We start from the raw sequence: 23,818 nt of genomic DNA, 5'->3' as shown, positions 1-23,818 counted from the left end.
GATTCCTGCCGAGATGGCTCGACGCATCGCCGCCGACGGCACCTGGCGGCGCATCCTGACCGACCCGGTCAACGGGACCGTGCTCGAGGCCTCGACCACGCGGCATGACCCCGGGATGCTCGTATCGGAGACCTTGCTCGCAGCCCACCCCGTCTGCGATTGGGTGAACTGCAACCGGGCTGCTCGTGAATGCGACCGCGACCACGGCGTCCCCTTCGCCCAGACCGGAGTCACGAGACTGGCAGACCTCCGCAACTACTGCGAACTGCACCACGTCATCAAGGACACCCCCGCCTGGGGCTGGGCCGCCACCAACAACCCAGACGGCTCCACCACAGTCACCACACCAACCGGCCACCGCTACACCACACCACCCGCTACCCCCGGGCTCATCCACAAACCAACACCACCCCCTGAGCCCGACGAACCACCACCCTTCTGACACACCGCGCTCGCGGCGACGAGGAGGCCGGTACGCCGCGCAAGCAGGCGATCGCAGACGTCGCCAAGCGGTTCGGCGTACCGAAACGGACCGTGTACGACGCAGTACTGGCCGCCCGCCCACCCAAGTAACGCTGTCGGCGCCGCCTGGTAGATCAAGAGGGGTGATCACCAGCGAGGAACTCGAAGCCTTCATCGTCCGCGCCAAGGCCGCCAGCTACGTCGGCGACGGCGATCTCCGCTTCACCGACGGCGACCTTGAGTACTGCGACAGCTACTTCGGTGGCGCCGACTTCCCCGGGCAGGAGGTCGTCTGCCTGGGACCGACTCCGATCTGGGGCATGAACTACTACGGATACCTCCTCACCCCGGACGTGCTCGACGTCGAGGGTGCCGAGCGGATCGAGACCGCAGCCGGGACGACGGCGTACCGGCTGAGCTACCACGGGGGCCGGATCCTCGTCTGAGACCCTGGTAAATCGGCCCTACCCCGCCCACTACCCTTTAGGCATGTCCGAGAAGGCCTTTTACGTCACCACCCCGATCTACTACGTCACGGCGCCGCCGCATATCGGTAGTGCTTACACGACGGTGGCTGGGGACGTCCTGACCCGTTGGCACGCTCAGCGTGGTGAGCGCAAGTGGTACCTGACGGGTACCGACGAGCACGGCGAGAAGGTGATGCGCAGCGCTCAGGCACAGGGCATGAGCCCGCAGGAGTGGACGGACAAGCTGGTCGAGGAGTCCTGGAAGCCGGCCTGGGTCGACGTCGACATCGACTACGACGACTTCATCCGGACCACCGAGAAGCGGCACACCGAGCGGGTCCGCGACTTCTGGCAGACGCTCTACGACAAGGGCGACGTCTACAAGGGCGAGTACGAGGGCCTGTACTGCGTCGGCTGTGAGGAGTTCAAGCTCCCGGCCGACATCAGGACCGACGAGGACGGCACCCAGCGGTGCATGATCCACGGCACCGAGCTGGAGACGGTCTCGGAGACCAACTACTTCTTCCGGCTCTCGGCGTACGCCGACAAGCTGATCGAGCTGTACGAGTCGCAGCCGGACTTCGTCGCGCCGGCCAGCGCCCGCAACGAGGTCATCTCGTTCGTGAAGCAGGGCCTGCAGGACCTGTCGATCACCCGGTCGACCTTCGACTGGGGCATCCCGGTCCCGTGGGACGAGGACCACGTCCTCTACGTGTGGATCGACGCGCTGCTCAACTACGTCACCGCCGCGGGCTACGGCACCGACCCCGAGCGGTTCGAGCAGCTCTGGCCGGTCGACGTGCATCTGGTCGGCAAGGACATCCTCCGGTTCCACGCGGTGATCTGGCCGGCCATGCTGATGGCCGCGGAGGTCGCGGTACCGAAGCAGGTCTTCGCGCACGGCTGGCTGCTGGTAGGCGGCGAGAAGATGAGCAAGTCGAAGCTGACCGCGATCGCGCCGAAGGAGATCACCGACCACTTCGGCTCGGACGCCTTCCGGTACTACTTCCTGCGCACGATCCAGTTCGGTTCGGACGGCTCGTTCTCCTGGGAGCACCTGAACGCCGTCTACACCTCCGAGCTCGCGAACGGCCTGGGCAACCTGGCCAGCCGGGTCGCGGCGATGGTGACCAAGTACTTCGACGGCGAGCTGCCCGAGCCGTCGGACCACGGCCCGGCCGAGCAGGCGCTGGCCGACAAGCTCGCCGAGACGGTCGCCAAGGCGGACCAGGCGATCGACACCCTCGCGTTCCACGACGCGCTGGCGGCGATCAACGACCTGGTCGGCGCGGTCAACGGCTACGTCTCCGAGCAGGAGCCGTGGAAGGTCGCGAAGGACGAGTCCCAGAAGGCCCGCCTCGCCACCATCCTCTACACCTCAGCCGAGGTACTGCGCGCTGTCGCGGTCCTGCACAACCCGACGATGCCGATAACAGCCGCCAAGCTCTGGACCCTCCTCGGCGCCGAAGCCAAACTCGGCCCCCTCGCCGACCAGCGCATCCAGGACGCCGGCACCTGGGCCCAACTCCCGGTCGGCTCAGTCCTGGTCAAGGGCGACTCCCTGTTCCCCCGCCTGGCGGACTCGGAGGCCTGAGGGACCCCAGGATAGTTACATTGAGGATAGTATCTTGAATGATACTATCCTCAATGTAAGTCTTTGGGTCTGCGCTGGATGGAGGAGCGATGGATCGCTTCATCGGACGAGATCGCGAACTCAAAGTGCTCCGCGATGCCCTCGCCCAGGTCCGTACAGCCAAGAGTGCGGTGCAGCCCGGCCAGTGCCTTCTGATCCGCGGCCGCCGCCGGGTCGGTAAGTCCAGCCTGGTCGAGGAGTTCCTCCGGAAGTCGGAGGTGCCATCGATGTTCTTCACGGCAGCAGGTCGCTCGGCTGAGAGTGAGCTTGCCGAGCTGGCCGAGGTGGTCGCGGACTCCACCCTGCCGGGCCGGCAGCTCTTCGCCGAGGAGATGCCGAATCAGTGGCCCGCGGCGCTTCGGCTGCTGGCCGAGCTGCTGCCTGATGATCAGCCGAGTGTTCTGGTGATCGATGAGGTTCCCTATCTGATGGATCGCATCGATGCCTTCGAAGGCATCCTGCAGCGGACGTGGGATCGGTTGCTCAGCCGCAAACCCGTGCTGCTTGTGCTGGCTGGCTCCGACATTTCGATGATGGAGTCGCTCAACAGCTACGACAGGCCGTTTCATCAGCGCGGCCGGGAGATGGTCGTCGGACCGCTCACGCCGGCCGACCTGGCGGAGATGCTCGACCTCGAACCGGCCGCGGCCTTGGACGCGGCACTTGTGACCGGGGGCTTGCCGCTGATCTGCAGGGAATGGCGGCGAGGCGCTTCGATGGTGGAGTTTCTCCGCAAGTCGCTGGGGGATCCGACCTCAGCCCTGCTTGTCTCCGCCGAACGATCGCTGGCTGCCGAGTTCCCGCCACAGGCGATGAGTGGCGAGATCCTTCGTGCGGTGGGCAGCGGCGAGCGGACCTTCAGCAATATCGCCCGAGCCGCCGGTGGGCTGAACCACACCAGCCTGACCAGGGCGATGCAGGTCCTGATCGACAAGCGAGTAGTTGCCGCCGAGTTGCCGGTGTCCCTGCGACCGTCGAAGGAACGCCGGTACCGGGTGGCGGACCCCTATCTGCGGTTCTGGCTGAAATTCCTCGACCCGCACATGGCTGAGATCGAGCGGTTACGCGGAGACCTCACGCTGGTACGGATCAAGGAACAGTGGTCCAGCTGGCGAGGCCGGGCCGTGGAGCCGCTGGTACGGGAGTCGCTCGCCAGGATCCTGCCGGTCGGTGAACTCCCCGCAGCACCCGTCGTTGGCGGCTACTGGACCCGCAGCAGCGATGTCGAGATCGACCTGGTCGGTGCCGATCGCGAGCCGGTGGCGAAGAAGCTGCTGTTCCTGGGGTCGATCAAGTGGCTGGAGAACAGCCGGTTCGATGCACACGATCTCGCTGCTTTGCACAAGCACCGCGCGGCCCTGACCGACGATCCTGTTCCGCTGGTCGCGGTCTCGCGTGCGGGATTCGACAGTTCTGGGCTCGCCGCGACTCTCGGCCCGGCGGACCTGCTGGCGGGTTGGTCGGCGACGGTCTAGTTCGCGGTGGCGTGGAAGACCGCGGCGGCCTCGCCGCGCGAGGCTACATGATCTGGATCGCGCTCGCCAGCGTCTCCGCCTCGGGCGCCCCGCTCGACTCCATGCCCTCGGCGTACGGCGGTTGATGCGTCCACCCGTCCTGTCCTTTCGGACGGTGGGCAACTGTCCGGACGGACGGCCGGGAATACCCGCCGATCCCGGAGCATTGAACTGAACGAGGTGGCCGGTGTGGTCGACGAGCTCGGTGAGGGCGTGACCGAGTTCGCCGTCGGCGACGAGGTCGTCGGCTGGGCCCAGGGTGGCTCGTACGCCGAACACGCGATCGCCGGCATCGTCGCGAGGAAGCCGGCCGACCTCCCGTGGGAGCAGGCCGTCGCCATCCCGATCGCCGGTGAGACCGCTGCCCGCGTACTGCGTGAGCTCGGCCTGAAGGAAGGCGAGACCCTGCTGCTGCACGGCGCCGCCGGTGGCGTCGGCTCAGTTGGCGTCCAGCTCGCGGTCGCCCTCGGCGCCACCGTGATCGGTACGGCGTCCGAGGCCAACCAGGACTACCTCCGCGAGCTCGGCGCGATCCCGATCGCGTACGGCGACGGCCTGGTCGACCGGGTCAAGGCCGTCGCGCCGCAGGGCGTGGACGCGCGGCGCACGAGACCAGCGAGGCCGGCCACAACCGCGGCAAGCTCGTCATCCTGCCCTAGTAGGCGAACCGGGAGGACGGCGTCGGTACGTCGTCCAACCGTGGATCGAAGCGCTCCACGAAGTCGACTCCGGCCGGGATCTCGATGCTCGCCGTCGAGGTCCAGCCGCGGGTCAGGGTCGGGAAGTCCGGCACGTCCGGGTGGTAGTGCGGCTTCCCGGTCCCCAAAGCGTCGACCGCCATCGGTGAACTGACCGCCTGATACCTGAAGTCGGCCGACAATCGCAGCTGCCGGGTCATGTTCGGCATCGCGCCGTGCACGGTCAGGCTGCTGAACAGCAACACATCACCAGGCTGGTACGACGTGGTCCGCCACTCGGGGTGGTTCTCATCCGCCTCGGCCCGCATCATCCCCGGCCCGTCAGACGCCTTCACCGGCAGTACGCCGAGCCGCGGCGACCCGGCGAACACCCGAAGCCCACCGATCTCCGGCGGAGCGGCACTCAACGGCAGCCAGGTCGTCAACGTGTCGATGCACCCCTGGATGAACCGGTAGTCCTGATGGATCGGCGTCGGGTTGGCCCCCGGCGACGGCGGCGCGATCCGGCAGATATGCGCCGGATGCGCGAACGCCTCCTCCCCGAGCAGCCGCTCCGCCAGCCCCAGCAGCTCAGGCCGAATCGCGAGCGCGTGAAAGGCCTCGGTGCTCTGGATCGCCGTGTACGCACCGAAGAAGCCGGCTGACCCTTCCTCTACTGCTCGGTCCGAGGCGAGCAGCTCGTCGGACGAGGACCCAGGCGCGGTCCAGTGGCTGTCGGCAAGGATCCGCGCGATCTGGCTGCGCACATCGTCGATCACCGACGCCGGCAACAGCCCGCGGAAGAACAGGTACCCCTCTGAGGCGAGGCGCTCGCGCAGTACCAGCGGGTCGTCTGCGACGGGCAGGGAGTCGAGTAGCTCTTTCACTTGTCGTTGCCAATCTTGTCCATGGTGGTGGCGATACCGGGTACTTCGGTCTTGTTCAGGTAGAGGTTGTTCGCGGTCTTGTTGATCTCGGCAACCTTCGCGGTCCAGCCCTCGGCGATCGGCATGTTCACCGTGCTGCCCGCCGCCGAGTCGAGGAACGGCTGGACGTCGATGCCCTTCTTCTTCCAGTACGCCGCGTAGCCCGCGCCCGCGTCGTTCAGCGCGGGGATGATGTACCCCGCGTCGCCCATCAGCTTCTGCGCCTTCTCCGAACCGAGGAAGGCGATCAGCTTGCCGGCCTCGTCCGGATGCTTGGTGCGGGCGAACATCACCTCGGCCAGCCCGTTGATCACCACAGTGCGACCGGCCGGTCCGGCCGGCAGCGCGGCGACTCCGATCGGGAACTTCACCTCGGGCAACGCGTACGGCAGCAACGCGTTGTTGGCCGGGAACATCGCGACCTCGCCGCGGTAGAACATCTCGGTCGCCTGACCGGTCGGCGGGTTGGTCCGGGTGCCGTCGGGCGAGACTTTCCACTTGAAGATCAGGTCCCGCGCCCACTGCATCGCCTCGATCGACTTCTGTCCGGCGAAGTCGAAGGTGCCGTACGGCTTGTCCATCGCCTTGCCGCCGTTGGAGGCGATCCAGTTCAGCCATTGCGTCTGGCTGTGGTTCCAGGAACAGAACCCCCACTGCTTGTCGCCGACCGTCAGCTTGCGGGCGATCTCGAGGAAGTTGCCCGAGCCGTCCGGCGCCCAGGTCAGCTGGTCGGGCATCGTGATGCCGGCCTTGCTGACGAGCGCCTTGTTGTAGAGCAATCCGACGACCCCGAGGTCCTTCGGCATGCCGAGCTGCTTGTCCTCGAACTTGTACGACTGGACGACGTTCGGGTGGTACGAGTCGAGCTTGAGCCCGGCCTTGGCGATCACGTCGTCGAGCGGCGCGAGCACCCCCTTGCCGGCCAGGTCGGGGAAGTTCTCGACGGTCAGCCAGAAGACGTCCGGCGCCTTGCCGCTGGCGAGTTCGGTGGTGAGCTTGGTCCAGTACTGGTCCCAGGGCAGCACCTCCATCCGGACGGTGATGTCCGGGTTCTCGGCCGTGAAGGCTTCGAAGACCTTTTTGTAGCCGACTTCCTGCTGCTCGTCCCAGAGCCGGTAGACGAGTTCGGTCTTACCGCCGCTGCTCGCTTTGTCGGTGGACGAGCCACAGGCGGTCAGGCCGCCGAGGAGACCAGCCGCGCCGAGCAACACAGTCCGTCGTGACAGGGACGGCGTAGATTTGAACCGGGACATGATGCCTCCGAATTACTTGAGCCCGGTCACCGCGACCGAGCGGACGATGAAGCGCTGGAAGAAGATGAACAGCACCAGCAGTGGAGCCAGCGCGATCAGGCTGCCGGCCATCACGGCGTTGTAGTCGACGCCGATCTCGCTTTTGAACAAGGCGATCCCGACCGAGAGCAGCCGCTTGTCCTCGCTGCTGGTGATGATGAGCGGCCAGAGGAAGCTGTTCCAGTTGGCGACCACGGCAAGCGTCGTGACCGTGACGAGGATCGGCTTGGACAGCGGCAGCACGATCGAGAGCAGCGTCCGGACCCGGCCGGCGCCATCGATCCGCGCGGCGTCTTCCAGATCGGCCGGGATGGTCCGGAAGAACTGCCGCAGCAGGAAGATCGCGTACGGCGTACCGAGCATGGTCGGCAGCATCAGCCCGGCCCAGGTGTCGACGAGCCCGAGCTCCTGCATCATCAGGTAGAGCGGGATCATCGTCACCACCGGCGGCACCATCAATGTCGACAGATAGACCCAGAACAAGACATCCCGCCCCGGGAACGACAACCGCGCGAACGCATAAGCAGCCAGTACTGCGAACAGCAGTTGCCCGGCCGTGATCGCAGCCGTGACCGCGACGGTGTTGACCAGATATCCGCCGAAGCCCGACGCGAACAGCCGGTCGAAGGCCGCCGTGCTGGGCGGCAGGCCCGGCTCCCACGGCGCCGTCTCGAACAGTTGCCCAGGGCCCTTGAACGCGGTCAGCAGGGTCAGGAAATAGGGGAAGATCGCGAACACGCAGCCGGCCACCAGTACGCCGTACGGCAGGATCCGGAATCTCGACATCGTCACCACCTCAGGAGAAGTCGTACGTCGTGCGACGCTCGAAGTAGACGAACTGGGAGATCGTGACGACCAGGATCACCACGAAGAGCAGGACCGAGATCGTCGAGGCGTAGCCGAAGTCGTACTTGCGGAACGCCTCGTCGTAGATCAGGTACGTGGCCACCTCGGTGCTGTTGCCGGGGCCGCCCTCGGTCATCACGAAGATCGTGTCGAAGGCCTGGAACGAGCCGATCACGTTGGTGATCAGCACGAACAGCATGGTCGGCCGGAGCAGCGGCAGGGTGATGGCGAAGAAGTGTGCGACCGGCGAGGCGCCATCCAGCGCCGAGGCCTCGCGCAGGGCGGCCGGGATGTTCTGCAACCCGGCCAGGAAGAAGAGCATGTTGTACCCGGCGAACTGCCAGATGTGCACCGCCGCGACGCTCGGCATCGCCAGCAACGACGAGGACAGCCAGGCCGGGCCGTCGATCCCGAAGACGGCGAGGAACTGGTTCAGCGCGCCGCGGCCGGGGTCGAAGATCCAGGTCCAGACCAGGCCCATCGCGACCGGGGTGGCCATCCACGGGATCACCAGGAGCGCGCGGAAGTACTTCATCCCGCGCAGTTTGCGGTTGACCAGCAGGGACAGCAGCAGCGACAGGATGGTTGTCCCGGGCACGCAGATCAGGACGTAGTACAGGGTGACGAGGAAGGAGTGCCAGACGTCGGAGTCGCTGAAGAGCTCGCGGTAGTTGGCGAGGCCGATGAACTCCGGGGTGGCCAGCAGCTTCCAGTCGAACAGGCTGAGCACGATGACGATCAGGACCGGCGCGAGCAGGAAGCCGAGGACGCCGACCAGGCTGGGGGCGAGCATGGCGTAGCCGGCCAGCGTCTGCCTTTGCCGCTGAGCCTGGCGGCCTCGGCGGGGTGCGGGTTTAAGCATCGGGATCCTTCAGCGGATGGGGCCGGGGCGAGCTCGGGGTGAGCAGTTCCCGGGTGCGATCGAGCCCCCACGGGTCGAGCGCGCCGATCGGATCGCTGGACATCCGCAGTCCCGGCGAGGCTTCGATGTGATCGGCCCATCGCTCGCGGTCCTGGATGTCGGGCCGCACGATCAGGCAGTCGGAATCATTGGCCCACCAGCGGCCGTGCAGGAACTCGCGCGCGATCGAGGTGGACCGGGCGCCGCGCTGGCCGGGCTGGCTGATGTCGCCCGACGGCGGGTCGACGAGCGGGTCGGTGTCGGGGGAGATCCGCATGCAGTCGACCAGGCCGAGGCTCGGCAGGATCGGGGCGCCGCAGCCGTGCAGGATCCGGTTCGGTCCGACGGCCGCGCGGAGCAGTCGCAGGCCGTGCCGGTAGGCGGCGATGCCGTCGACCTGCTCGTGTCGCCGGCCTTCGATGGCGCCGGCGTACAGGAAGTCGAGTTTGAAGTGGTCGTAGCCCTGGCGGCAGAGCTCGGTGAACACGTCCTGGAGATGTTGCGCGGCGCCGGGGTGGGTGACGTCCAGGACGAGCTGATCCTGGCCCCAATTGGTGCCGGCGGTGATGCCGGGCACCAGCCACTCGGGATGCAGCCGAGCCGTCTCGCTCTTGCTACCGACCAGGAACGGCGCCACCCAGATTCCGGCGCGTCTGCCGCCTGACCGGATGTCGGCAGCGAGCCGGACCGTGGAGCCGAAGTCTTCGCGCGGGGTCAGCCAGTCGCCGATCTCCGCTTGGTATCCCTCGTCGAGCAGAACAAGGTCGATGCTGAGGTCCTGCTGGTCGAACTGCCGTACCTCGGTCATCACGTCCCGCTCGGTGACCTTGCCCCAGTACCCGTACCAACTGCACCACGACGGCCCGAACACCCGTACTGCGTGGTCGACGGACCCACGCGCCGCGGAGAACCCGTCAGCCCAATCAGCCAAGGCCTGGTTCGCGTTTCCGTACTCACCAGCGCGAACCGTCACGTCACCATCCGCCGAAACCACAGCAATGTCTCCGCGCAATTCACAGCGAATCGACGGCACCCGATCCGGCGACGATGCGCCGAACACAGTCACTTCCTTGCCGGTAGCAACAGCCAGCAGCCCCTCACCCTGAAAGCCTCGCTGGCTCACCCCGGGCCGGTAGGCCATCACGTGGTGGTTGGGCGCGGTCGGCCGAGGCGGCTGGGCGGTCAGGGGATACCAGCCGCTCGGGCTCCAGGACTGCCAGCCGTGTTCGAAGACCAGGGTGGCGGCGTCGATGGGGAGTTCGGTGACGGGGACGAAACCCACGGGGATCCTCGATTCACTGGGCTACAGGATCTTGCTGTTGTGTGGGTAATCTAAGGACCTGCGTGAAGGGTGCACTATGACAGAGCCTGCTGATTTCGAGCACGATCTTGCTACCCAGGTCCTGATCGAGCTGTACAGCGAGATCCCGCCGCCGAGCAAACTGGTGACCGGGCACTTCCACAGTGGCGGCGACTACCGAGTGGTCCGGCCGGACGGCGTCGGCAGCTGGTACCTGCTCTACACCGCGGGTGGCACCGGGCAGTTCCAGATCGCTGGGGACAGGCTGACGCTCCGTCACGGCGACCTCGTGCTCGTCGGCCCAGGGACGGAGCACGATTACGGCACGGTCGGCACCTACTGGGAGACGTGGTGGGCGCACTTCCAGCCGCGGCGGGAGTGGCACGCCTGGTGGTCGTTGCCGCAGGCAATGCCGGGGCTGTCCTACGTGCGACTCACCCGGCCGTCGGAGACCGACCGGCTGGTGTCCGCGTTCGCTCGACTGCACCGCGACGCGCAGCTCGCCGGCCTGTCACCCACCGGCGACACCGAGTTGCATCTGCTGGAGAAGAACCTCGCGGTGCAGCTGACGATGAACGGCATCGAGGAGGCGCTGCTGATCGCGACGAGCAGTCTGCGCAAGGACACCCGGCAGCTCGATTCGCGAGTGCAGCTGGTGCTGGACGCGGTCACCTCCGACCCGTCCCGGCCGTACACGCTGACCAACCTGGCAGGGCTGGCCCAGGTATCGGTGTCGAGACTCGCCCACCTGTTCAAGGACCAGGTGGGCGACTCGATCATGAACGTCGTCGTCGGGCTGCGGCTCCAGCGTGCCTCCGAGTTGCTCGGTGCGACCGACATGTCCGTGGCGCAGATCGCCCGCGCGGTGGGCTTCGAGTCACCGCACTACTTCAGCCGGCAGTTCGGGCAACGCTTCGGGCTCTCGCCGACGAAGTACCGGCAGGAGGTCAGGAGCCCGGAGTTAAAGCAATATTGAGTTCGGTCGCCGCCGCATAGTCCGCGCCGCCTTCGAGGCCGATCAGCCGGACGTAGCGGGCCGCAGTGCCGGTTGGGAATCGGGCGAGTTTGGCGTCGACCGTGCCGTCCCAGTTGCCGGTGGCAACTGATTGGAAGACGATGCCGTCGGCACTCACCTGTACGTCGTACTTGGAGATCCGTCCATTCGGTACTGCGGCGTCCTGGCGCGGCGTGTAGACGAGCGCCTCGATCGACCGCGTCGTGCCGAGGTTCAGGGTGATGTACTGCGGCAGCGGTGCGTGCGGGCTCCAGTTGGAGTGCCACATCGTCGTGCAACTGCCGTCGAGCGCAGCCGCGGCGCTGTAGCTGGCCGAGCCCTGGCTGGTCGCCGTGGCCGTCATCTCGTTCTGCGGCAACAGCGTCAACGGACCGAACGGACCGTCGACCGGCGGCGGAGTACCCGGGATCGCTGTCACCCGACCGAGCGCTGGCGCCGTGATCGACTGGCTCCTCCGCAGGTGGTTCAGGAAGACCTCCTGGCCCATCCGCGGCGCCCGGACGAGATCCGTGTACTGCCCGAAACCCGGATACCCGTACTGCGTTCCATGCAAGGGCATCGCCGCGCTGGTCGCCACCCGATAGGTCTTGCCGAGCTCCAACCGCTTGCCACGGATGAACACCTTCGCCGGATCGACCCGATCGCCCACCGGCTTGCCCAGGTCATAGGTGTAGCGGACCTGGTCGGAGACGGCGAGCGAGGACAAGCGCCGGCACCCGTACGCCGGTGGAATCCATTGCTGCTCGAGGATTTCCTCGACGGTCGAGCCCTTGAGCGCCAGCGTGGTGATGGGGGAGATCCCGACGACCGGCCAGGCAGCGCCGAATGGGACAGTGCCGGCCTTGAGCCCAGCCGCGATCACATCGACACCCAGGTCGGCGGGCACCAGCGCGAAGTCGGCGGCACCGTCAGCGGTGTGGGCGGCCTCGGAGCGATAGAGATCAGCGACCAGGTTGCCGGTGCGGCTCTCCGCGGTCTTCGAGAAGTCGAGATCGCGGTCGAGCTTGGCCAGCGGCTGGCCCTGCCGAACCTTCCACTTGTCCATCCAGTACTTCACGATCTTCTGGACGGCCGGGTCGGGCGTGAGGTCCTTGGTGACCGCGTGGTTGGCGGCTTTGGTTGCCGAGCGGATCACTTCGCCGGTCGCCGGGTCGAGGGAGAGGTTGACTTCGCCGAGCAGCCGGCCGTGGTTGGACGCCTCCAGGACGGGCCGCGGTACGCCGTTCGGGTCGGGGATCATGCAGTTGAAGGCGGTGTGCCAGTGGCCGCCGAGGATGACGTCGATATCGGGTGACATCGCTCGCGCGGCGTCGAAGATCGGCCCGGTCGGGTTCTTGCAGTCGTTGAACAGCCCGCCCTGCTGGCCGCCTTCGTGGATGCTGACAGCGATCGCGTTGACGCCTTGCGCCTTGAGTTCGGCTGCGGCGCGGTTGGCCGCCTCGACGAGCCCCTGGAATTCCAGGCCGGCCTGCTTGATGGACAGGGTCTCCGTCGGCGTACCGGGGAATCCGAGCCCGATGACGCCGATCCGCGCCGTACCCGCCTGCGCGATCCAGTACGGCGGGAGTACTGGCTGTTTCGAGTCGGCATTCACGACGTTGGCTGCGTGATAGGCGTAGTCGGTGCCGTGGAACGGCCGACCGGTCGAGTCCGGGAAGCAGGTGTCGAAGCCGGGCTTGCCGTAACACGCGCCCGTCACCATTCGCCGCAGGAACGGCAGTTCCCGGTCGAACTCGTGGTTGCCCGCGACATCGAAGTCCATCCCGAACGCGTTCAGTACTTCGATCGTCGGCTCGTTCGCGAAGGCCTGGGTGTAGTCCGGCCAGCCGCTGAACTGGTCGCCCGACCCGATCAGGAAGCTGTTCGGCTGCCCGGCCCGGAGCTTGTCCAGATGCGCCTTCAGGTACGCCGCGCCGCCGACGGCGAGACTGCCCGACGGGCCGGCGATGGTCAGGTTCTCCGTCTCGGACAGGTAGCCGTGCAGGTCGGTGAGGCTGAGCAGTTGCACGGGGATCGGCGCGGCGGCCGCCTCGGTGGGTACTGCGACGGCGGTGGTCAGCAGCACGCCCGCCAAGGCGAGAACGGCGCTGAGTCGGGGCTTCCTGGGCATGGTTGCTCCTGTCGTCGAGCGGGTACCGAGACGCTAGCCAGCCGGACGGCACCCCCGACATCACCTGTGTTGCTGAGTTCCAGCACGATCCGGCTGTGGTGACGCTTTTCTACAAGACCTGCACGACGCCCCGTTGTACGGTCGGCGAAAAGCAGATCGACGGGAGTTGGACACCATGGCCGATTACGTGGCCACCGCGGAGACCGAGATCAGCGCTTCGCCCGAGCAGGTCTGGGACGTGCTGACCGACCCGGAGCAGATCAGGAAGTTCATGTTCGGCGCCGAGGTGAAGACCGACTGGCAGGAAGGCAGCCCGATCACCTGGGAAGGCGTGTACGAAGGCAAGGAGTACACCGACAAGGGCGAGATCCTCGCGGTGGAGAAGGCCCGGCTGCTCAAGGTGACCCACTACAGCCCGCTGGGTGGGCAGCCCGACGTACCGGAGAACTACCACACGCTCACCTATGAGTTGTCGCCCAGCGAGAGCGGTACGCGGCTGTCGCTGAGCCAGGACAACAACGGCAGCCAGGAGGAGGCCGACCACTCCCGCGGCATGTGGGAAATGCTCGTCAAAGGCGTGAAAGAGGCAGCCGAAGAGCAGTAGTCATACACCACCCGTCATCATTGCCGGATGACGGGGACGATTCCGACAGTGACCACTCGATTACGGCCCGGGGTCGGGCTGGTCGGGTGGTGGCTGATCGTGCCGGTCAGTGCGGTCCTGCTGCTGGTCCGGATCGGGGACTCGCCGGGAGAGAGCATCCGCTGGTTGCTGACCTGGCTGATCGCCGTTCTGCTGCCCGGCACGCTGCTGTGGCGCGCCCTGGCCGGCGGCCGATCACTGACCCAAGACCTCGGCTTCGGCGCGGTCCTTGGCCTCGCCTGGCAACTGGCGGTCTGGGCCGTCTGTACTGCGCTCGGCGTCCCCCTCCTCCAATGGGCCTTCGTCGCCGGGCTGCTAGTGGTCTTCGCGGCCAGTCCGACGCTCCGGCCGCACCTCGGCTGGCGGGGTACCAGCCCGGCGCCGCCTCGCTGGTGGCACGTGCTGCTGGTGTCCAGCCTGCTGCTGGCGATGGTCCGGACCGTGGTCGTGCTGTTGCGACCGGTCCCGCTGCCGCCGATCGCGGCGACTCGCCACCAGGACATCTGGTACCAGCTCGGCCTGGTCCAGCAACTGCTTCGCGACGTGACACCGGCCGACCCCTGGGTGTTGGGTGAGCCGCTGATCTATCACTGGTTCGCGACCGCCTCGATGGCCAGCGGCTCGGTGATGGCCGACGTCCGGCCGCCGCAGGTGCTCATCCACCAATGGCCGTTGACGATGCTGCTCACGCTGGTCCTGGCCGGCTGGGCGGCGGGGGAACTGCTCAGCGAGCGCGCGTGGGCGGCGCCGGTCGCCGGTGCTCTCGCTGGAGTACTGCCAGGTGCTGTCCAACTGGTCGACACTCCCACCGCCAACATGTCGGCGGCGCAGGTGGTGCAGGGACCTACCGGCACGATGGCCGCGGTCGTGATGCTGGGGCTGGTCGGGCCGACCGTCCTGATCCTGCGACGCCAAGCGGGGCCGGGGGTGTGGGTCGCGATGGTCCTGATGCTTGCCCTGGCGACCGGGACGAAGCCGACCTTGCTGCCGATCATGGTGGTCGGCTGCCTCTTGGCTGGCGGTTTCGCCTGGGTCGCGGAACGCCAGGCTCCTTGGCGGATGGCCGCGCTCGCCGGGGTCGCCGCGACGTTCCTGCTGGCGTCGTCGTTCGCGCTGACCGGTAGTACAGGTGGTAGCCGCTTCCAGTTGCTGGCTGCGCTTCGAGTGCAGCCGTACTACCAGGCCGTCACCGGCGACAAGACCGTACCGGCCACAGGCAACTGGGTGTTGCCGTCGCTGGAGCACGGTGACGCCCGGATGATCCTGTTCGCGGTAGTGCTGGTCACCTACTACCTCCTGGTCGATGCGCCCCGGTTGCTCACCTTGCTCGGGTTGAAGCTGTCACCGGTACGCCGCGATCCGGCGTACTGGTGGATCGGTGGATGCGTTGCGGCCGGTACCGGGGTGACGCTGGTGTTCTCGCACACGGGCTATTCGGAGTACCACTTCCTCGGGGCGATCCTGGCGCTCGGGATGGTCGGAGTGGTTGCCGTCGGCGTCAATCTGGCCGGGCAGGCGCGGCCCAGGGATCTCGTGGTGGCGGCCGGGGCCGGGCTCGTCACCGCGATCGCGCTCTATCTGTTCTGGCCTACCGACACCGAGACCCACACCGTCGCGCGAGCTGCTGCTGGGTTGCTGGCGCCGTTCGGGGTGCTGGCCGCGGTCGGGGCGATTGTGATTGTGGGCGTCAACCGGACGCGGCAGGCTGCTTCGGCCGCAGTACAGGTGATTGTGCTGACTGTGGCGGCCAGCCTTCCGGTGCAGTTCATCGTGCTCGGGGATGCGTTGCGGGATGCGACGAGGCCGTTGCCGCCGCCGAATATCGAGTGGCGGACGTACCTGACCAAGGAAGAGCAGAGCGCGATGCTCTGGCTGCGCACCCAGCTCAAGCCCAATGATGTGGCCGTCAGTAACGTGTTCTGCATGCCGGCGCCGTACCGGCCGGGCTGCCCGGACGACGCGTACTGGATGTCGGGGCTGAGTGGCGTGCAGCTGTGGATGGGTGGCTGGGCTTATGCGCCGGCCAACCTGGCGGCTACTGATCACCGGCGAAGCTTCCTGCTGCAGCAGTCGCCGTGGCCGGATCGCGTGCTGGACAGCCGGATCGCGGTCGAGAAGCCGTCCGAGAAACACCTCGCGAAGCTGGCCGGCGACGTCGGCGTGACGCTGATCATCGCCGACCTGCGCGCCGGACCGGTCTCGCCGAAACTGGATCAGCTCGCCATCCCGATCTACCGCAACCAGGACATCCGGATCTACCGGCTCAACTAAAGCAGTCGGTGGCGGTCAGTAGGCTGGGGCCTATGTCTACCGACGGTGTGGAGGTCGAACGCCCGACGCGGGAACGTGCTGCCATCGGAGAGGACGGCCGGTCACGTGACCGCAGCCGGCCCGCAGTACCGGATCCGTTGCCGATGAGTGTGGTCGACGCGCACTGCCACCTGGACATCGCCGACGGCGAGGACGGCAACTGGCTGGCCGCGGCCGAGGCGATCAAGCTGGCCACGTCGGTCGGGGTCACCCGGATCGTCCAGGTGGGTTGCGATCTGCCGGGCGCGGTCTGGGCTGTCGAGGCCGCGGAGCAGTACCCGAACCTGATCGCCGGCGTTGCGCTGCATCCGAACGAGGCTCCCAAGCTGCAGGCAGCCGGTCAGCTCGACAGTGCGCTGGCCGAGATCGAGCGGCTGGCCTCTTCGTCGGAGAAGGTCCGGGTGATCGGCGAGACCGGGCTGGACTACTTCCGGACCGGTGAGGACGGCCGGGCCGCGCAGCACGCGTCGTTCGCGGCGCACATCGAGTTGGCGAAGCGGCTGGACAAGACGCTGATGATCCACGACCGGGACGCGCACGACGACATCCTGGCCATCCTGGATCGCGAGGGCATGCCGGACCGGGTGGTGATGCACTGCTTCTCCGGCGACACCGAGTTCGCCCGCAAGTGCGCCGACCGGGGCGCCTTCCTGAGTTTCGCCGGCGTGATCACGTTCAAGAACGCCCAGTCGCTGCGGGACGCGCTCGCCGTGACGCCGCTGGACCGGGTCCTGGTGGAGACGGACGCGCCGTACCTGACGCCGTCGCCGCATCGCGGGCAGCCGAACGCGTCGTACCTGATCCCGCACACGGTCCGGAAGATGGCCGGCGTCCTGAACATCTCGGTCGCCGAGCTCTGCCAGGCCCTGTCGGACAACTCCAACCGAGCCTTCGGTGGTTCCTGGTAATGGAGTTCAGTGAGGTCGTCCGCCGTCGCCGCATGGTTCGCAACTACGACCCGGACCGGCCGGTGCCCGAGGAGATCCGCGAGCGGATCCTGGAGAACGGTCTTCGGGCTCCCTCCGGCGGGTTCAGCCAGGGCTGGGCGTTCCTGACCCTCGAAGGGGACGATCGGGACCGGTACTGGCGGATCGCGGCCGAGGATCCGGACGAGAAATATGTGGAGTGGATCACAGGGCTGCGCCGCGCGCCGCTGCTGATCTTCGCCTTCGCGCACAAGGACGCCTACCTCGACCGGTACACCGAGCCGGACAAGGGCTGGACCGACCGCGACGAGAAGCACTGGACGGCGCCGTACTGGTACATCGACACCGGTATGGCGGCGCTGCTGATGCTGCAGACGGTGGTCGACGAAGGCTTGGGTGCTTGCCTTTTCGGGCCTCCGGCGGACAAGGTCGGGCGACTCAAGGAGGAGTTCGGCGTACCGGACGGGTTCGACCCGATCGGGGTCATTTCGATCGGCTACCGGGCCCCCGACAAGCGGTCGCCATCGCTCAAGCGAGGGCGTCGCAGTACTGCCGAAGTGGTGCATCGCGGGCACTGGGGTCGTCACCAGGTGTGAATGGCCCGTTACACCTTTTTGCGACTCGCCGACCAGGGGATTGGCGCTCTCGCGACTTCTTCGTTACTGTCTCGTGATATTGGCCGGGATCGGGGAAGGTTCCGGGCAGCACGCCCCTCGGCGGAGGACCGTGGTTTCCGGGCCCTGTAACCCCGGCATACGCGGCCTTGCGCCTGTGCTGTCCCACCCCGTGCCCGGGTAGCTCTACCTGGGAGCATTAGTGCGTAAGTCCATCATCGCGGCTGTGGGTGCCACGGCCGTGTTCGCCGTCGTGGGCGGCTCCGTGGCCTATGCGTCCAAGAGCAAGACCGTGAGTTTGTCCATCGACGGCCAGGTGCAGAAGGTCCATACCTTCGGCTCGACCGTCGGCGACGCCCTGAAGGCGAAGAAGATCCAGGTCGGCGAGCGCGACGTGGTGGCCCCTTCGCTGGATGCCAAGCTGCAGGACGGGCAGGAGATCGCGGTGCAGTACGGCCGCCCGCTGACCGTCACCGCGGATGGCTCGAAGAAGACCTTCTGGACCACGGCGGACAGCCTCAGCGAGGCGATGACCGACCTCGGCCTGCGTTATGACGGTGCCGTCTTCTCCACCAGCCGGAGCGCGCCGATCGGGCGCGAAGGCCTGGAGCTGACCGTTCGCACCCCCAAGACCCTGCAGATCGTCCGGCTGGGCAAGGCCGTCGCGGTGAAGTCGATGGCGTCGACCGTGGGCGAGGCGCTGACCAGCGCCAAGATCCCGTACGACGCCAACGACCGGATCGTCCCGGCCGTGGCCACCGTGCTGAAGCCGGGCAGCCTGACCAAGGTCGTCGTGGTCAAGGTCGACACCCGCACGATCAGCGAGAAGCAGGCGATCGCCTTCGCGAAGAAGGAAACCAAGTCTGCGACGCTGCTCGAGGGCGAGACCAAGACCACCGCGAAGGGCGTGGCCGGCTCCAAGACGGTCAAGTACCTGGTGACCTACCTCGACGGCAAGCTGTCGAGCAAGAAGCTGGTCTCCAGCGACGTGGACACCTTGCCCGTCGACGAGCTCGTCACGGTCGGCACCAAGCCGAAGCCCGAAGAGCCCGTCACCGACACAGAGCCCCCGGCCACCGGCAACGCCGGCGCCTGGGACCGGATCGCCGAGTGCGAGTCGGGCGGCAACTGGTCGACCAACACCGGCAACGGGTACTACGGCGGCCTGCAGTTCGGGCACCAGACCTGGGCGGCCTACGGCGGTACGGCGTACGCCGAGAACGCGCACCTGGCGTCCAAGGCGCAGCAGATCGCGATCGCCGAGAAGGTGCGCGCGGCCCGCGGCGGCTACGGTGACTGGCCCGTCTGCGGCAAGAGGGCTTGATCCTGAGTCTTCTCTGCAAGACTGGCGCCTGTGACCAGCGCTGATTCATCCACTTCCGCCGGACCGAGGCTTCTCGGTCCGGCGGAAGTGCGTTCACTGGCTGCCCGGCTCGGGGTTCGCCCGACCAAGCAGCGCGGCCAGAACTTCGTCATCGACCCGAACACGGTCCGCCGGATCGTCCGCGCCGCGGAGCTGTCCGCGGACGGTGAGACGGTGCTCGAGGTCGGGCCGGGCCTCGGCTCTCTGACGCTGGCATTGCTTGCCGAGGGCCACCGGGTCACCGCGGTCGAGATCGACCCGGTGCTGGCCGGAGCGCTGCCGGCCACGATCGCGGAGTACGCGCCGAACCAGGCTGCTCAGCTGACCGTGGTCGAGGCCGACGCGATGAACGTCGTACCGGCCGATATCGGTGAACCTGACGCGTGCGTCGCCAACCTGCCGTACAACGTCGCCGTCCCCGTCCTGCTGCATCTGCTGGCGATCTCGCCGTCGATGCGCCACGGGCTCGTGATGGTCCAGTCCGAGGTGGCCGACCGGCTCGCGGCACCGCCCGGCTCCCGCACGTACGGCATACCGTCCGCCAAGGCCGCCTGGTACGCCGAGGTGCGCCGCGCCGGCCCGATCGGCCGGAACGTCTTCTGGCCGGCCCCGAACGTCGACTCCGGCCTGGTCGCCTTCTCCCGCCGCGAGCCACCGTCGACGCCGGCGTCACGCGAAGAGGTGTTCGCCGTGATCGAGGCGGCGTTCTCGCAGCGCCGCAAGACGGTCCGCTCGGCGCTGGCCCGCTGGATGCCCGAGCGCGAACGCCTCGACGCCGTCCTCGCCACCGCCGGGATCGACCCGTCTTTGCGCGGCGAGATGCTCGGCATCGAGCAGTTCGCCGCGATTGCAGGGGCTGGGCATTAGCCTGTGCCCGTGTCAGCACATCAGGTCACGGTCCGGTCGCCGGCCAAGATCAATCTCGGTCTGTCCGTCGGCCCGCCGCGCCCGGACGGTTTCCACCCGCTCGCCACGGTGTACCAGGCCGTTGCCCTGTACGACGACGTCACGGCGACCCTGCGCGACGACGCCGAGGTCACCGTCGAGGTGATCGGCGACTTCGCGGACGACGTACCGACCGACAGCTCGAATCTCGCCGTGCGCGCCGCGCGGACGTTGCAAGCGGAGTACGACGTCGAAGATGGCGTCGATCTCACCATCCGCAAGACCATCCCGGTCGCGGGCGGAATGGCCGGCGGCTCCACGGACGCCGCCGCGACGCTGGTGGCCTGCAACCGGCTGTGGGGACTGGGTTTGGCGCAGTCCGAGCTGGAACGCATCGCGGCCGACCTGGGCAGCGACGTACCGTTCTGCCTCGTCGGCCACACGGCGCTCGGCCGGGGACGAGGCGAGCAGGTCACCGAGGTGCTGTCACGCGGCACCTTCCACTGGGTCTTCGCCATCGCCGAAGGCGGCCTGCCGACACCGGCCGTCTACAAGGAACTCGACCGCCTCCGCCCGCTCCGCCGCGTCGAGGCCCCGGAAGTCCGGCCTGAACTCCTCTCAGCTCTCCTCTCGGGCCAACCGGCAGCTCTGGCCATTGCCCTAAGCAACGACCTGCAGGCCGCGGCCCTGTCCCTCCGCCCGGAACTCTCCGCCACCCTCCAATTCGGCCTGGACCAGGGCGCCCTCGCCGCGATGATCTCCGGCTCCGGCCCCACCTGCCTCTTCCTCGCCGCCGACAGCCGTCAAGCGGTTGACCTAGCCGTAGAACTAGCCGAATCCGGCCTCTGCCGAATGGTCCGCCAAGCCGAAGGCCCAGTACCAGGCGCCCGGGTCTTGCCGGCGGCTGTCTCGCGGTAGTACCCGGCTCCCTGGCCGGCCGCGCCCTGCCGAGAGGAAGACGCAATGTCGGCAGGCCGGAACGATGTCGCCCCATGTCGAGCGCCGTTGTCAGCTATGCGCGCATCGGGGTTGGGGAGGCGCAAGCGAGTGAGGCTCCTCCGGCAACGGCCGCGAGGCTCATCCCGGCCTTCTCCGCCAGCGCCTGCTGGGTCAGGTGGGCAGCTTTGCGGTGCCGCTGGAGCAGCTTCGCGAAATCCATCGGCCCGTCCTCTCGCAGAAACCCGGTCTCTCGCAGAAACTCGGTCGCCCGGTGCTGCCCGGCAGGCTATCGTCAGAAACCGTCATTGGTCCCAGCATCGTTCGAAGGAGCTCCAGATGCGCCGAGCGTCGGTCTACGCCATCACTCCTGATCGCTGCGACGCACCCGCGAGGACCTTTGAACACCCTGACGATGGGCATTTTGGCGCATGTCGACGCCGGTAAGACCAGCCTGACCGAACGCCTGCTGTACGCAGCGGGCGTGATCGACCACGTCGGCCGCGTGGACGACGGCAGTACCCGCACGGACTCGATGGAGCTGGAACGCCGGCGCGGGATCACGATCCGTTCGGCCGTGGTCTCGTTCGAGCTCGCCGACCTGACTGTCAACCTGATCGACACCCCCGGCCACTCCGACTTCATCGCCGAGGTCGAGCGCGCGCTGTCCGTGTTGGATGGTGCCGTGCTGGTGATCTCCGCGGTCGAGGGCGTGCAGGTGCAGACCCGGCTGCTGATGCGCACCCTCACCCGGCTGCGCATCCCGACCTTGCTGTTCGTGAACAAGATCGACCGGATGGGTGCCCGGTACGACGAGCTGCTGGCCGACATCGGTCGCCTCCTCACGCCATCCGCGCTGCCGATGGGGTCGGTGGCGGAGCTCGGCACCCGCGTGGCGCAGTACGAGCCGTTTCCGCTTGTCCACAAGGGTCTTGGAGAATTGCTTGCTGAGAGCAATGATGAGTTTCTCGACGGGTATCTCGACGACACTCTGACGGAGAAGGACTATCGGCGCGAGCTGGCCGAGCAGGTACGGCGCTCGCTGGTGCAGCCCGTGTACTTCGGTTCGGCGATGACCGGCGAAGGTGTTCCCGAGCTGATCGACGGGATCCGCGAATGGTTGCCGCGCGCAACTGGTTCGCCGATGGAGCCGTTGAGCGCGGCGGTGTTCAAGGTGGAACGTGGAGCCGCGGGGGAGAAGATCGCGTCGGCCCGGGTGTTCGCGGGACAGTTGCACGCGCGCCAAGCGATTGACGTGCATCGTGGCGGAACGCAGTACGAGGTGAAGCCGACGTCGGTGCGGGTGTTCGAGCGGGGTGGCACGCGGCCGGTCGAGTGTGCCGAGGCGGGGCGGATCGTCGCGCTGCGCGGGCTCAAGCAGGTGCAGATCGGTGATCAGCTCGGTACTCCGACCGGGCGGGCCGGGCAGCTCTTCGCGCCGCCGACGCTGGAGACGGTCGTGAGCGCTCAGGATCGGGTGAAGCTGTTCCAGGCGTTGCAGCAGCTTGCTGAGCAGGATCCGCTGATCCGGGTGCGCAAGAACCCGCTGCAGCAGGAGATCTCGGTGAACCTCTACGGCGAGGTCCAGAAGGAGGTCATCGCAGCGCTGCTGGAGAGCGACTACGGCCTGGCGGTGACCTTCAGCGAGACGACGCCGATCCACGTCGAGCGTCCGATCGGAGTCGGTACTGCGGTCCGGGAGTTCGGCGACCCCGGCAACCAGTGGGACGCGGGCGTTGGCTTCCGCATCTCGCCGGCGCCGGTCGGTACGGGCATCGACTACCGGTTGGAGGTTGAGCTCGGCGGACTCCCGCGAGCATTCCACACGGCGATCGAGGAGACCGCGCGGACCGCACTCAGGCAGGGGCTGTACGGGTGGGAGGTGGTCGACTGCCGGGTTGACCTCATCCGTACCCAGTACTCCTCGGTGACGACCGTCGCAGCGGACTTCCGGCGACTCGTACCACTGGTCCTCATGCAGGCGCTCCAACAGGCGGACACCCGAGTCCACGAGCCGGTCAACACCTTCGAACTCGAGCTGCCGCCGGACGCGGTCTCACCCGTACTGGGCAAGCTCGCCGAGGCGGCCGCGATCGTCGACGACACCACGATCGGAGTGGACCAGGCCCAACTGACCGGCCGGATCCCGGTAGGCCGCGTCCACGCCTTCGAAGCCCAGCTCCCCGGCCTCACCCACGGCGAAGGAGTCCTCCTCACCACCTTCGACGGCTACCACCCCCTCCCCGGCACCCCACCCACCCGCCCCCGCACCGACGGCAACCCCTTGAACCAAAAGGAGTACCTGCTCCACCTCAACCAGACATAGCCACCCTCACCCGCCACCCAGCCCCAACTTTGGGCACCCGCCAGGCACCGATCCAGCAAGCGCGTGCCTGCCCCGTGCCCAAGGTGGTGCGGTGCTGGGGGTGGGTGGCGACCTTGGGCACCGGCCAGGGATCGATCGGGGCGCCGGTTGGCTGGCGGGTGCTCAAGGTCGCCACCTGGATCAACGCTTCGTCTCGTACGCCGGGCTCGCGCCGGCCCGGCGTTTCGGCGTACGGGCTGGTGACTTTGAGCACCCGCCAGGCACCGATCCGGAGAGCGCATGCCTGCCCCGTGCCCAAGGTGGTGCACAGCTGGGGGTGGCTGGTGACTTTGAGCACCCGCCAGGCGTCGATTCGGCGTGCGCGTGCCTGACGGGTGCCCAAGGTGGTGCGCTGCTGGGGGTGAGCGGCGACTTACCTGCATCGTTTCGGGGTGGCAAGTGGTTGGTTGGTGTGGTTTTGGGCGTGGTGGGGTGTGCTGCCTGCCCGGACAGCTGCCGGTTTCCGTGAGCGGGTGGGTGGGTCAAGGAGCGCGTAGCGCCCGCGGAGCGGCGCCGGAGGCGTCCTTGACGCATCTGCCCGGGAGTGGATCATGTGGCTGGCCCCGGGTGGGAGCTGTGGGTTGCGGAGGGTGTTCGTTCGGGCGGGTGGTGGGTCCTTCCTGGGGGCGGGGC

The 23,818-nt window shown here is 67.5% G+C and carries 20 protein-coding genes and 1 pseudogene; 14 read left to right on the top strand and 7 right to left on the bottom strand.

The window, feature by feature from the left end; translation table 11 throughout:
* The 5 genes and pseudogenes from A3ES_RS50550 to A3ES_RS0143985 form a co-directional block, all read left to right on the top strand.
* A pseudogene (locus A3ES_RS50550) lies at positions 1-442 on the top strand (hypothetical protein); the annotation flags it as partial.
* A complete protein-coding gene (locus A3ES_RS57390; protein WP_420323168.1) occupies positions 439-573 on the top strand; it encodes a hypothetical protein in 135 nt (44 codons plus the stop codon). The pseudogene A3ES_RS50550 and the gene A3ES_RS57390, both read left to right, overlap by 4 nt.
* A 32-nt stretch (positions 574-605) precedes the next feature.
* The gene (locus A3ES_RS50545) at positions 606-908 is read left to right on the top strand and encodes a DUF5680 domain-containing protein (RefSeq protein ID WP_020393222.1); all 303 of its coding nucleotides are present in this window, start codon (positions 606-608) and stop codon (positions 906-908) included.
* Between the two features lie 43 nt (positions 909-951).
* Positions 952-2,523 (top strand): methionine--tRNA ligase, encoded by a 1,572-nt coding sequence (metG, locus tag A3ES_RS0143990; protein ID WP_020393221.1) that lies wholly within the window; start codon positions 952-954, stop codon positions 2,521-2,523.
* Between the two features lie 89 nt (positions 2,524-2,612).
* Positions 2,613-4,037: an ATP-binding protein gene (locus A3ES_RS0143985; protein WP_020393220.1), complete on the top strand. Its 1,425-nt coding sequence runs from the start codon at positions 2,613-2,615 to the stop codon at positions 4,035-4,037.
* A gap of 694 nt (positions 4,038-4,731) precedes the next feature.
* Here A3ES_RS0143985 and A3ES_RS0143975 read toward each other — a convergent pair.
* From A3ES_RS0143975 to A3ES_RS50540, 5 genes are read right to left on the bottom strand one after another with little or no spacing between them, the layout of a single operon-like run.
* Positions 4,732-5,640, bottom strand: a complete 909-nt coding sequence (locus A3ES_RS0143975) for a phytanoyl-CoA dioxygenase family protein (protein WP_020393218.1) — start codon at positions 5,638-5,640, stop codon at positions 4,732-4,734.
* Complete coding sequence (locus A3ES_RS0143970) at positions 5,637-6,932, bottom strand: ABC transporter substrate-binding protein (protein WP_157631072.1); 1,296 nt, start codon at positions 6,930-6,932, stop codon at positions 5,637-5,639. Before A3ES_RS0143970 ends, A3ES_RS0143975 begins: the two co-directional genes overlap by 4 nt.
* A gap of 12 nt (positions 6,933-6,944) precedes the next feature.
* Positions 6,945-7,757 (bottom strand): carbohydrate ABC transporter permease, encoded by an 813-nt coding sequence (locus A3ES_RS0143965; protein ID WP_020393216.1) that lies wholly within the window; start codon positions 7,755-7,757, stop codon positions 6,945-6,947.
* 10 nt (positions 7,758-7,767) lie between these two features.
* A complete protein-coding gene (locus A3ES_RS0143960) occupies positions 7,768-8,679 on the bottom strand; it encodes a carbohydrate ABC transporter permease (protein ID WP_202806730.1) in 912 nt (303 codons plus the stop codon).
* Entirely contained in the window at positions 8,672-10,000 is a 1,329-nt protein-coding gene (locus tag A3ES_RS50540; protein ID WP_020393214.1) for a glycoside hydrolase family 36 protein, read from the bottom strand. The genes A3ES_RS0143960 and A3ES_RS50540 overlap by 8 nt, the downstream gene beginning before the upstream one ends.
* A 76-nt stretch (positions 10,001-10,076) precedes the next feature.
* Between A3ES_RS50540 and A3ES_RS0143950 the strand changes: the two genes are divergently transcribed.
* On the top strand, positions 10,077-10,994 hold the full coding sequence (locus tag A3ES_RS0143950; protein ID WP_020393213.1) for a helix-turn-helix domain-containing protein: 918 nt from the start codon (positions 10,077-10,079) through the stop codon (positions 10,992-10,994).
* Here A3ES_RS0143950 and A3ES_RS50535 read toward each other — a convergent pair.
* Positions 10,966-13,143, bottom strand: coding sequence for a discoidin domain-containing protein (locus tag A3ES_RS50535; RefSeq protein WP_083934092.1), 2,178 nt, complete (start codon positions 13,141-13,143; stop codon positions 10,966-10,968). The two genes, A3ES_RS0143950 and A3ES_RS50535, sit on opposite strands and share 29 nt — an antisense overlap.
* Positions 13,144-13,318: 175 nt before the next feature.
* Here A3ES_RS50535 and A3ES_RS0143940 point away from each other — a divergent pair, with 175 nt between their 5' ends.
* The 7 genes from A3ES_RS0143940 to A3ES_RS0143910 all read left to right on the top strand — a co-directional run bounded on the left by A3ES_RS0143940 (position 13,319) and on the right by A3ES_RS0143910 (position 20,802).
* On the top strand, positions 13,319-13,747 hold the full coding sequence (locus A3ES_RS0143940) for an SRPBCC domain-containing protein (protein ID WP_020393211.1): 429 nt from the start codon (positions 13,319-13,321) through the stop codon (positions 13,745-13,747).
* A 27-nt stretch (positions 13,748-13,774) separates the two neighbouring features.
* Complete coding sequence (locus A3ES_RS0143935; protein WP_237745216.1) at positions 13,775-16,057, top strand: hypothetical protein; 2,283 nt, start codon at positions 13,775-13,777, stop codon at positions 16,055-16,057.
* 32 nt (positions 16,058-16,089) lie between these two features.
* Entirely contained in the window at positions 16,090-17,004 is a 915-nt protein-coding gene (locus tag A3ES_RS0143930) for a TatD family hydrolase (RefSeq protein ID WP_020393209.1), read from the top strand.
* Positions 17,004-17,618, top strand: coding sequence for a nitroreductase family protein (locus A3ES_RS0143925; protein ID WP_020393208.1), 615 nt, complete (start codon positions 17,004-17,006; stop codon positions 17,616-17,618). The genes A3ES_RS0143930 and A3ES_RS0143925 overlap by 1 nt, the downstream gene beginning before the upstream one ends.
* A gap of 220 nt (positions 17,619-17,838) precedes the next feature.
* Positions 17,839-18,960 (top strand): resuscitation-promoting factor, encoded by a 1,122-nt coding sequence (locus tag A3ES_RS56870; RefSeq protein ID WP_020393207.1) that lies wholly within the window; start codon positions 17,839-17,841, stop codon positions 18,958-18,960.
* 87 nt (positions 18,961-19,047) lie between these two features.
* Complete coding sequence (gene rsmA / locus A3ES_RS0143915; RefSeq protein ID WP_020393206.1) at positions 19,048-19,866, top strand: 16S rRNA (adenine(1518)-N(6)/adenine(1519)-N(6))-dimethyltransferase RsmA; 819 nt, start codon at positions 19,048-19,050, stop codon at positions 19,864-19,866.
* 9 nt (positions 19,867-19,875) lie between these two features.
* A complete protein-coding gene (locus A3ES_RS0143910) occupies positions 19,876-20,802 on the top strand; it encodes a 4-(cytidine 5'-diphospho)-2-C-methyl-D-erythritol kinase (protein ID WP_020393205.1) in 927 nt (308 codons plus the stop codon).
* A gap of 94 nt (positions 20,803-20,896) precedes the next feature.
* Here A3ES_RS0143910 and A3ES_RS54810 read toward each other — a convergent pair whose 3' ends face one another.
* Entirely contained in the window at positions 20,897-21,043 is a 147-nt protein-coding gene (locus A3ES_RS54810; protein WP_020393204.1) for a helix-turn-helix domain-containing protein, read from the bottom strand.
* Positions 21,044-21,235: 192 nt separating this feature from the next.
* On the opposite strand from A3ES_RS54810, the gene A3ES_RS0143900 reads away from it, so the two are divergent.
* The gene (locus A3ES_RS0143900) at positions 21,236-23,146 is read left to right on the top strand and encodes an elongation factor G (RefSeq protein WP_020393203.1); all 1,911 of its coding nucleotides are present in this window, start codon (positions 21,236-21,238) and stop codon (positions 23,144-23,146) included.
* Positions 23,147-23,818: the final 672 nt, after the last annotated feature.

Source organism: Kribbella catacumbae DSM 19601, from assembly GCF_000372465.1.
GTDB classification, from domain to species: Bacteria; Actinomycetota; Actinomycetes; order Propionibacteriales; family Kribbellaceae; genus Kribbella; species Kribbella catacumbae.
Note: the sequence above shows the minus strand (reverse complement) of the source record. Positions and strands in the feature narration are given on the sequence as shown.

Bases quoted from the DNA above. Each gene is read 5' to 3' on its own strand.
- metG (WP_020393221.1), top strand. From the start codon at position 952: ATGTCCGAGAAGGCCTTTTACGTCACCACCCCGATCTACTACGTCACG.
- A3ES_RS0143985 (WP_020393220.1), top strand. From the start codon at position 2,613: ATGGATCGCTTCATCGGACGAGATCGCGAACTCAAAGTGCTCCGCGAT.
- A3ES_RS0143970 (WP_157631072.1), bottom strand. From the start codon at position 6,932: ATGTCCCGGTTCAAATCTACGCCGTCCCTGTCACGACGGACTGTGTTG.
- A3ES_RS0143965 (WP_020393216.1), bottom strand. From the start codon at position 7,757: ATGTCGAGATTCCGGATCCTGCCGTACGGCGTACTGGTGGCCGGCTGC.
- A3ES_RS0143960 (WP_202806730.1), bottom strand. From the start codon at position 8,679: ATGCTTAAACCCGCACCCCGCCGAGGCCGCCAGGCTCAGCGGCAAAGG.
- A3ES_RS0143950 (WP_020393213.1), top strand. From the start codon at position 10,077: ATGACAGAGCCTGCTGATTTCGAGCACGATCTTGCTACCCAGGTCCTG.
- A3ES_RS50535 (WP_083934092.1), bottom strand. From the start codon at position 13,143: ATGCCCAGGAAGCCCCGACTCAGCGCCGTTCTCGCCTTGGCGGGCGTG.
- A3ES_RS0143940 (WP_020393211.1), top strand. From the start codon at position 13,319: ATGGCCGATTACGTGGCCACCGCGGAGACCGAGATCAGCGCTTCGCCC.
- A3ES_RS0143935 (WP_237745216.1), top strand. From the start codon at position 13,775: ATGACGGGGACGATTCCGACAGTGACCACTCGATTACGGCCCGGGGTC.
- A3ES_RS0143930 (WP_020393209.1), top strand. From the start codon at position 16,090: ATGTCTACCGACGGTGTGGAGGTCGAACGCCCGACGCGGGAACGTGCT.
- A3ES_RS0143925 (WP_020393208.1), top strand. From the start codon at position 17,004: ATGGAGTTCAGTGAGGTCGTCCGCCGTCGCCGCATGGTTCGCAACTAC.
- A3ES_RS54810 (WP_020393204.1), bottom strand. From the start codon at position 21,043: ATGGATTTCGCGAAGCTGCTCCAGCGGCACCGCAAAGCTGCCCACCTG.
- A3ES_RS0143900 (WP_020393203.1), top strand. From the start codon at position 21,236: ATGGGCATTTTGGCGCATGTCGACGCCGGTAAGACCAGCCTGACCGAA.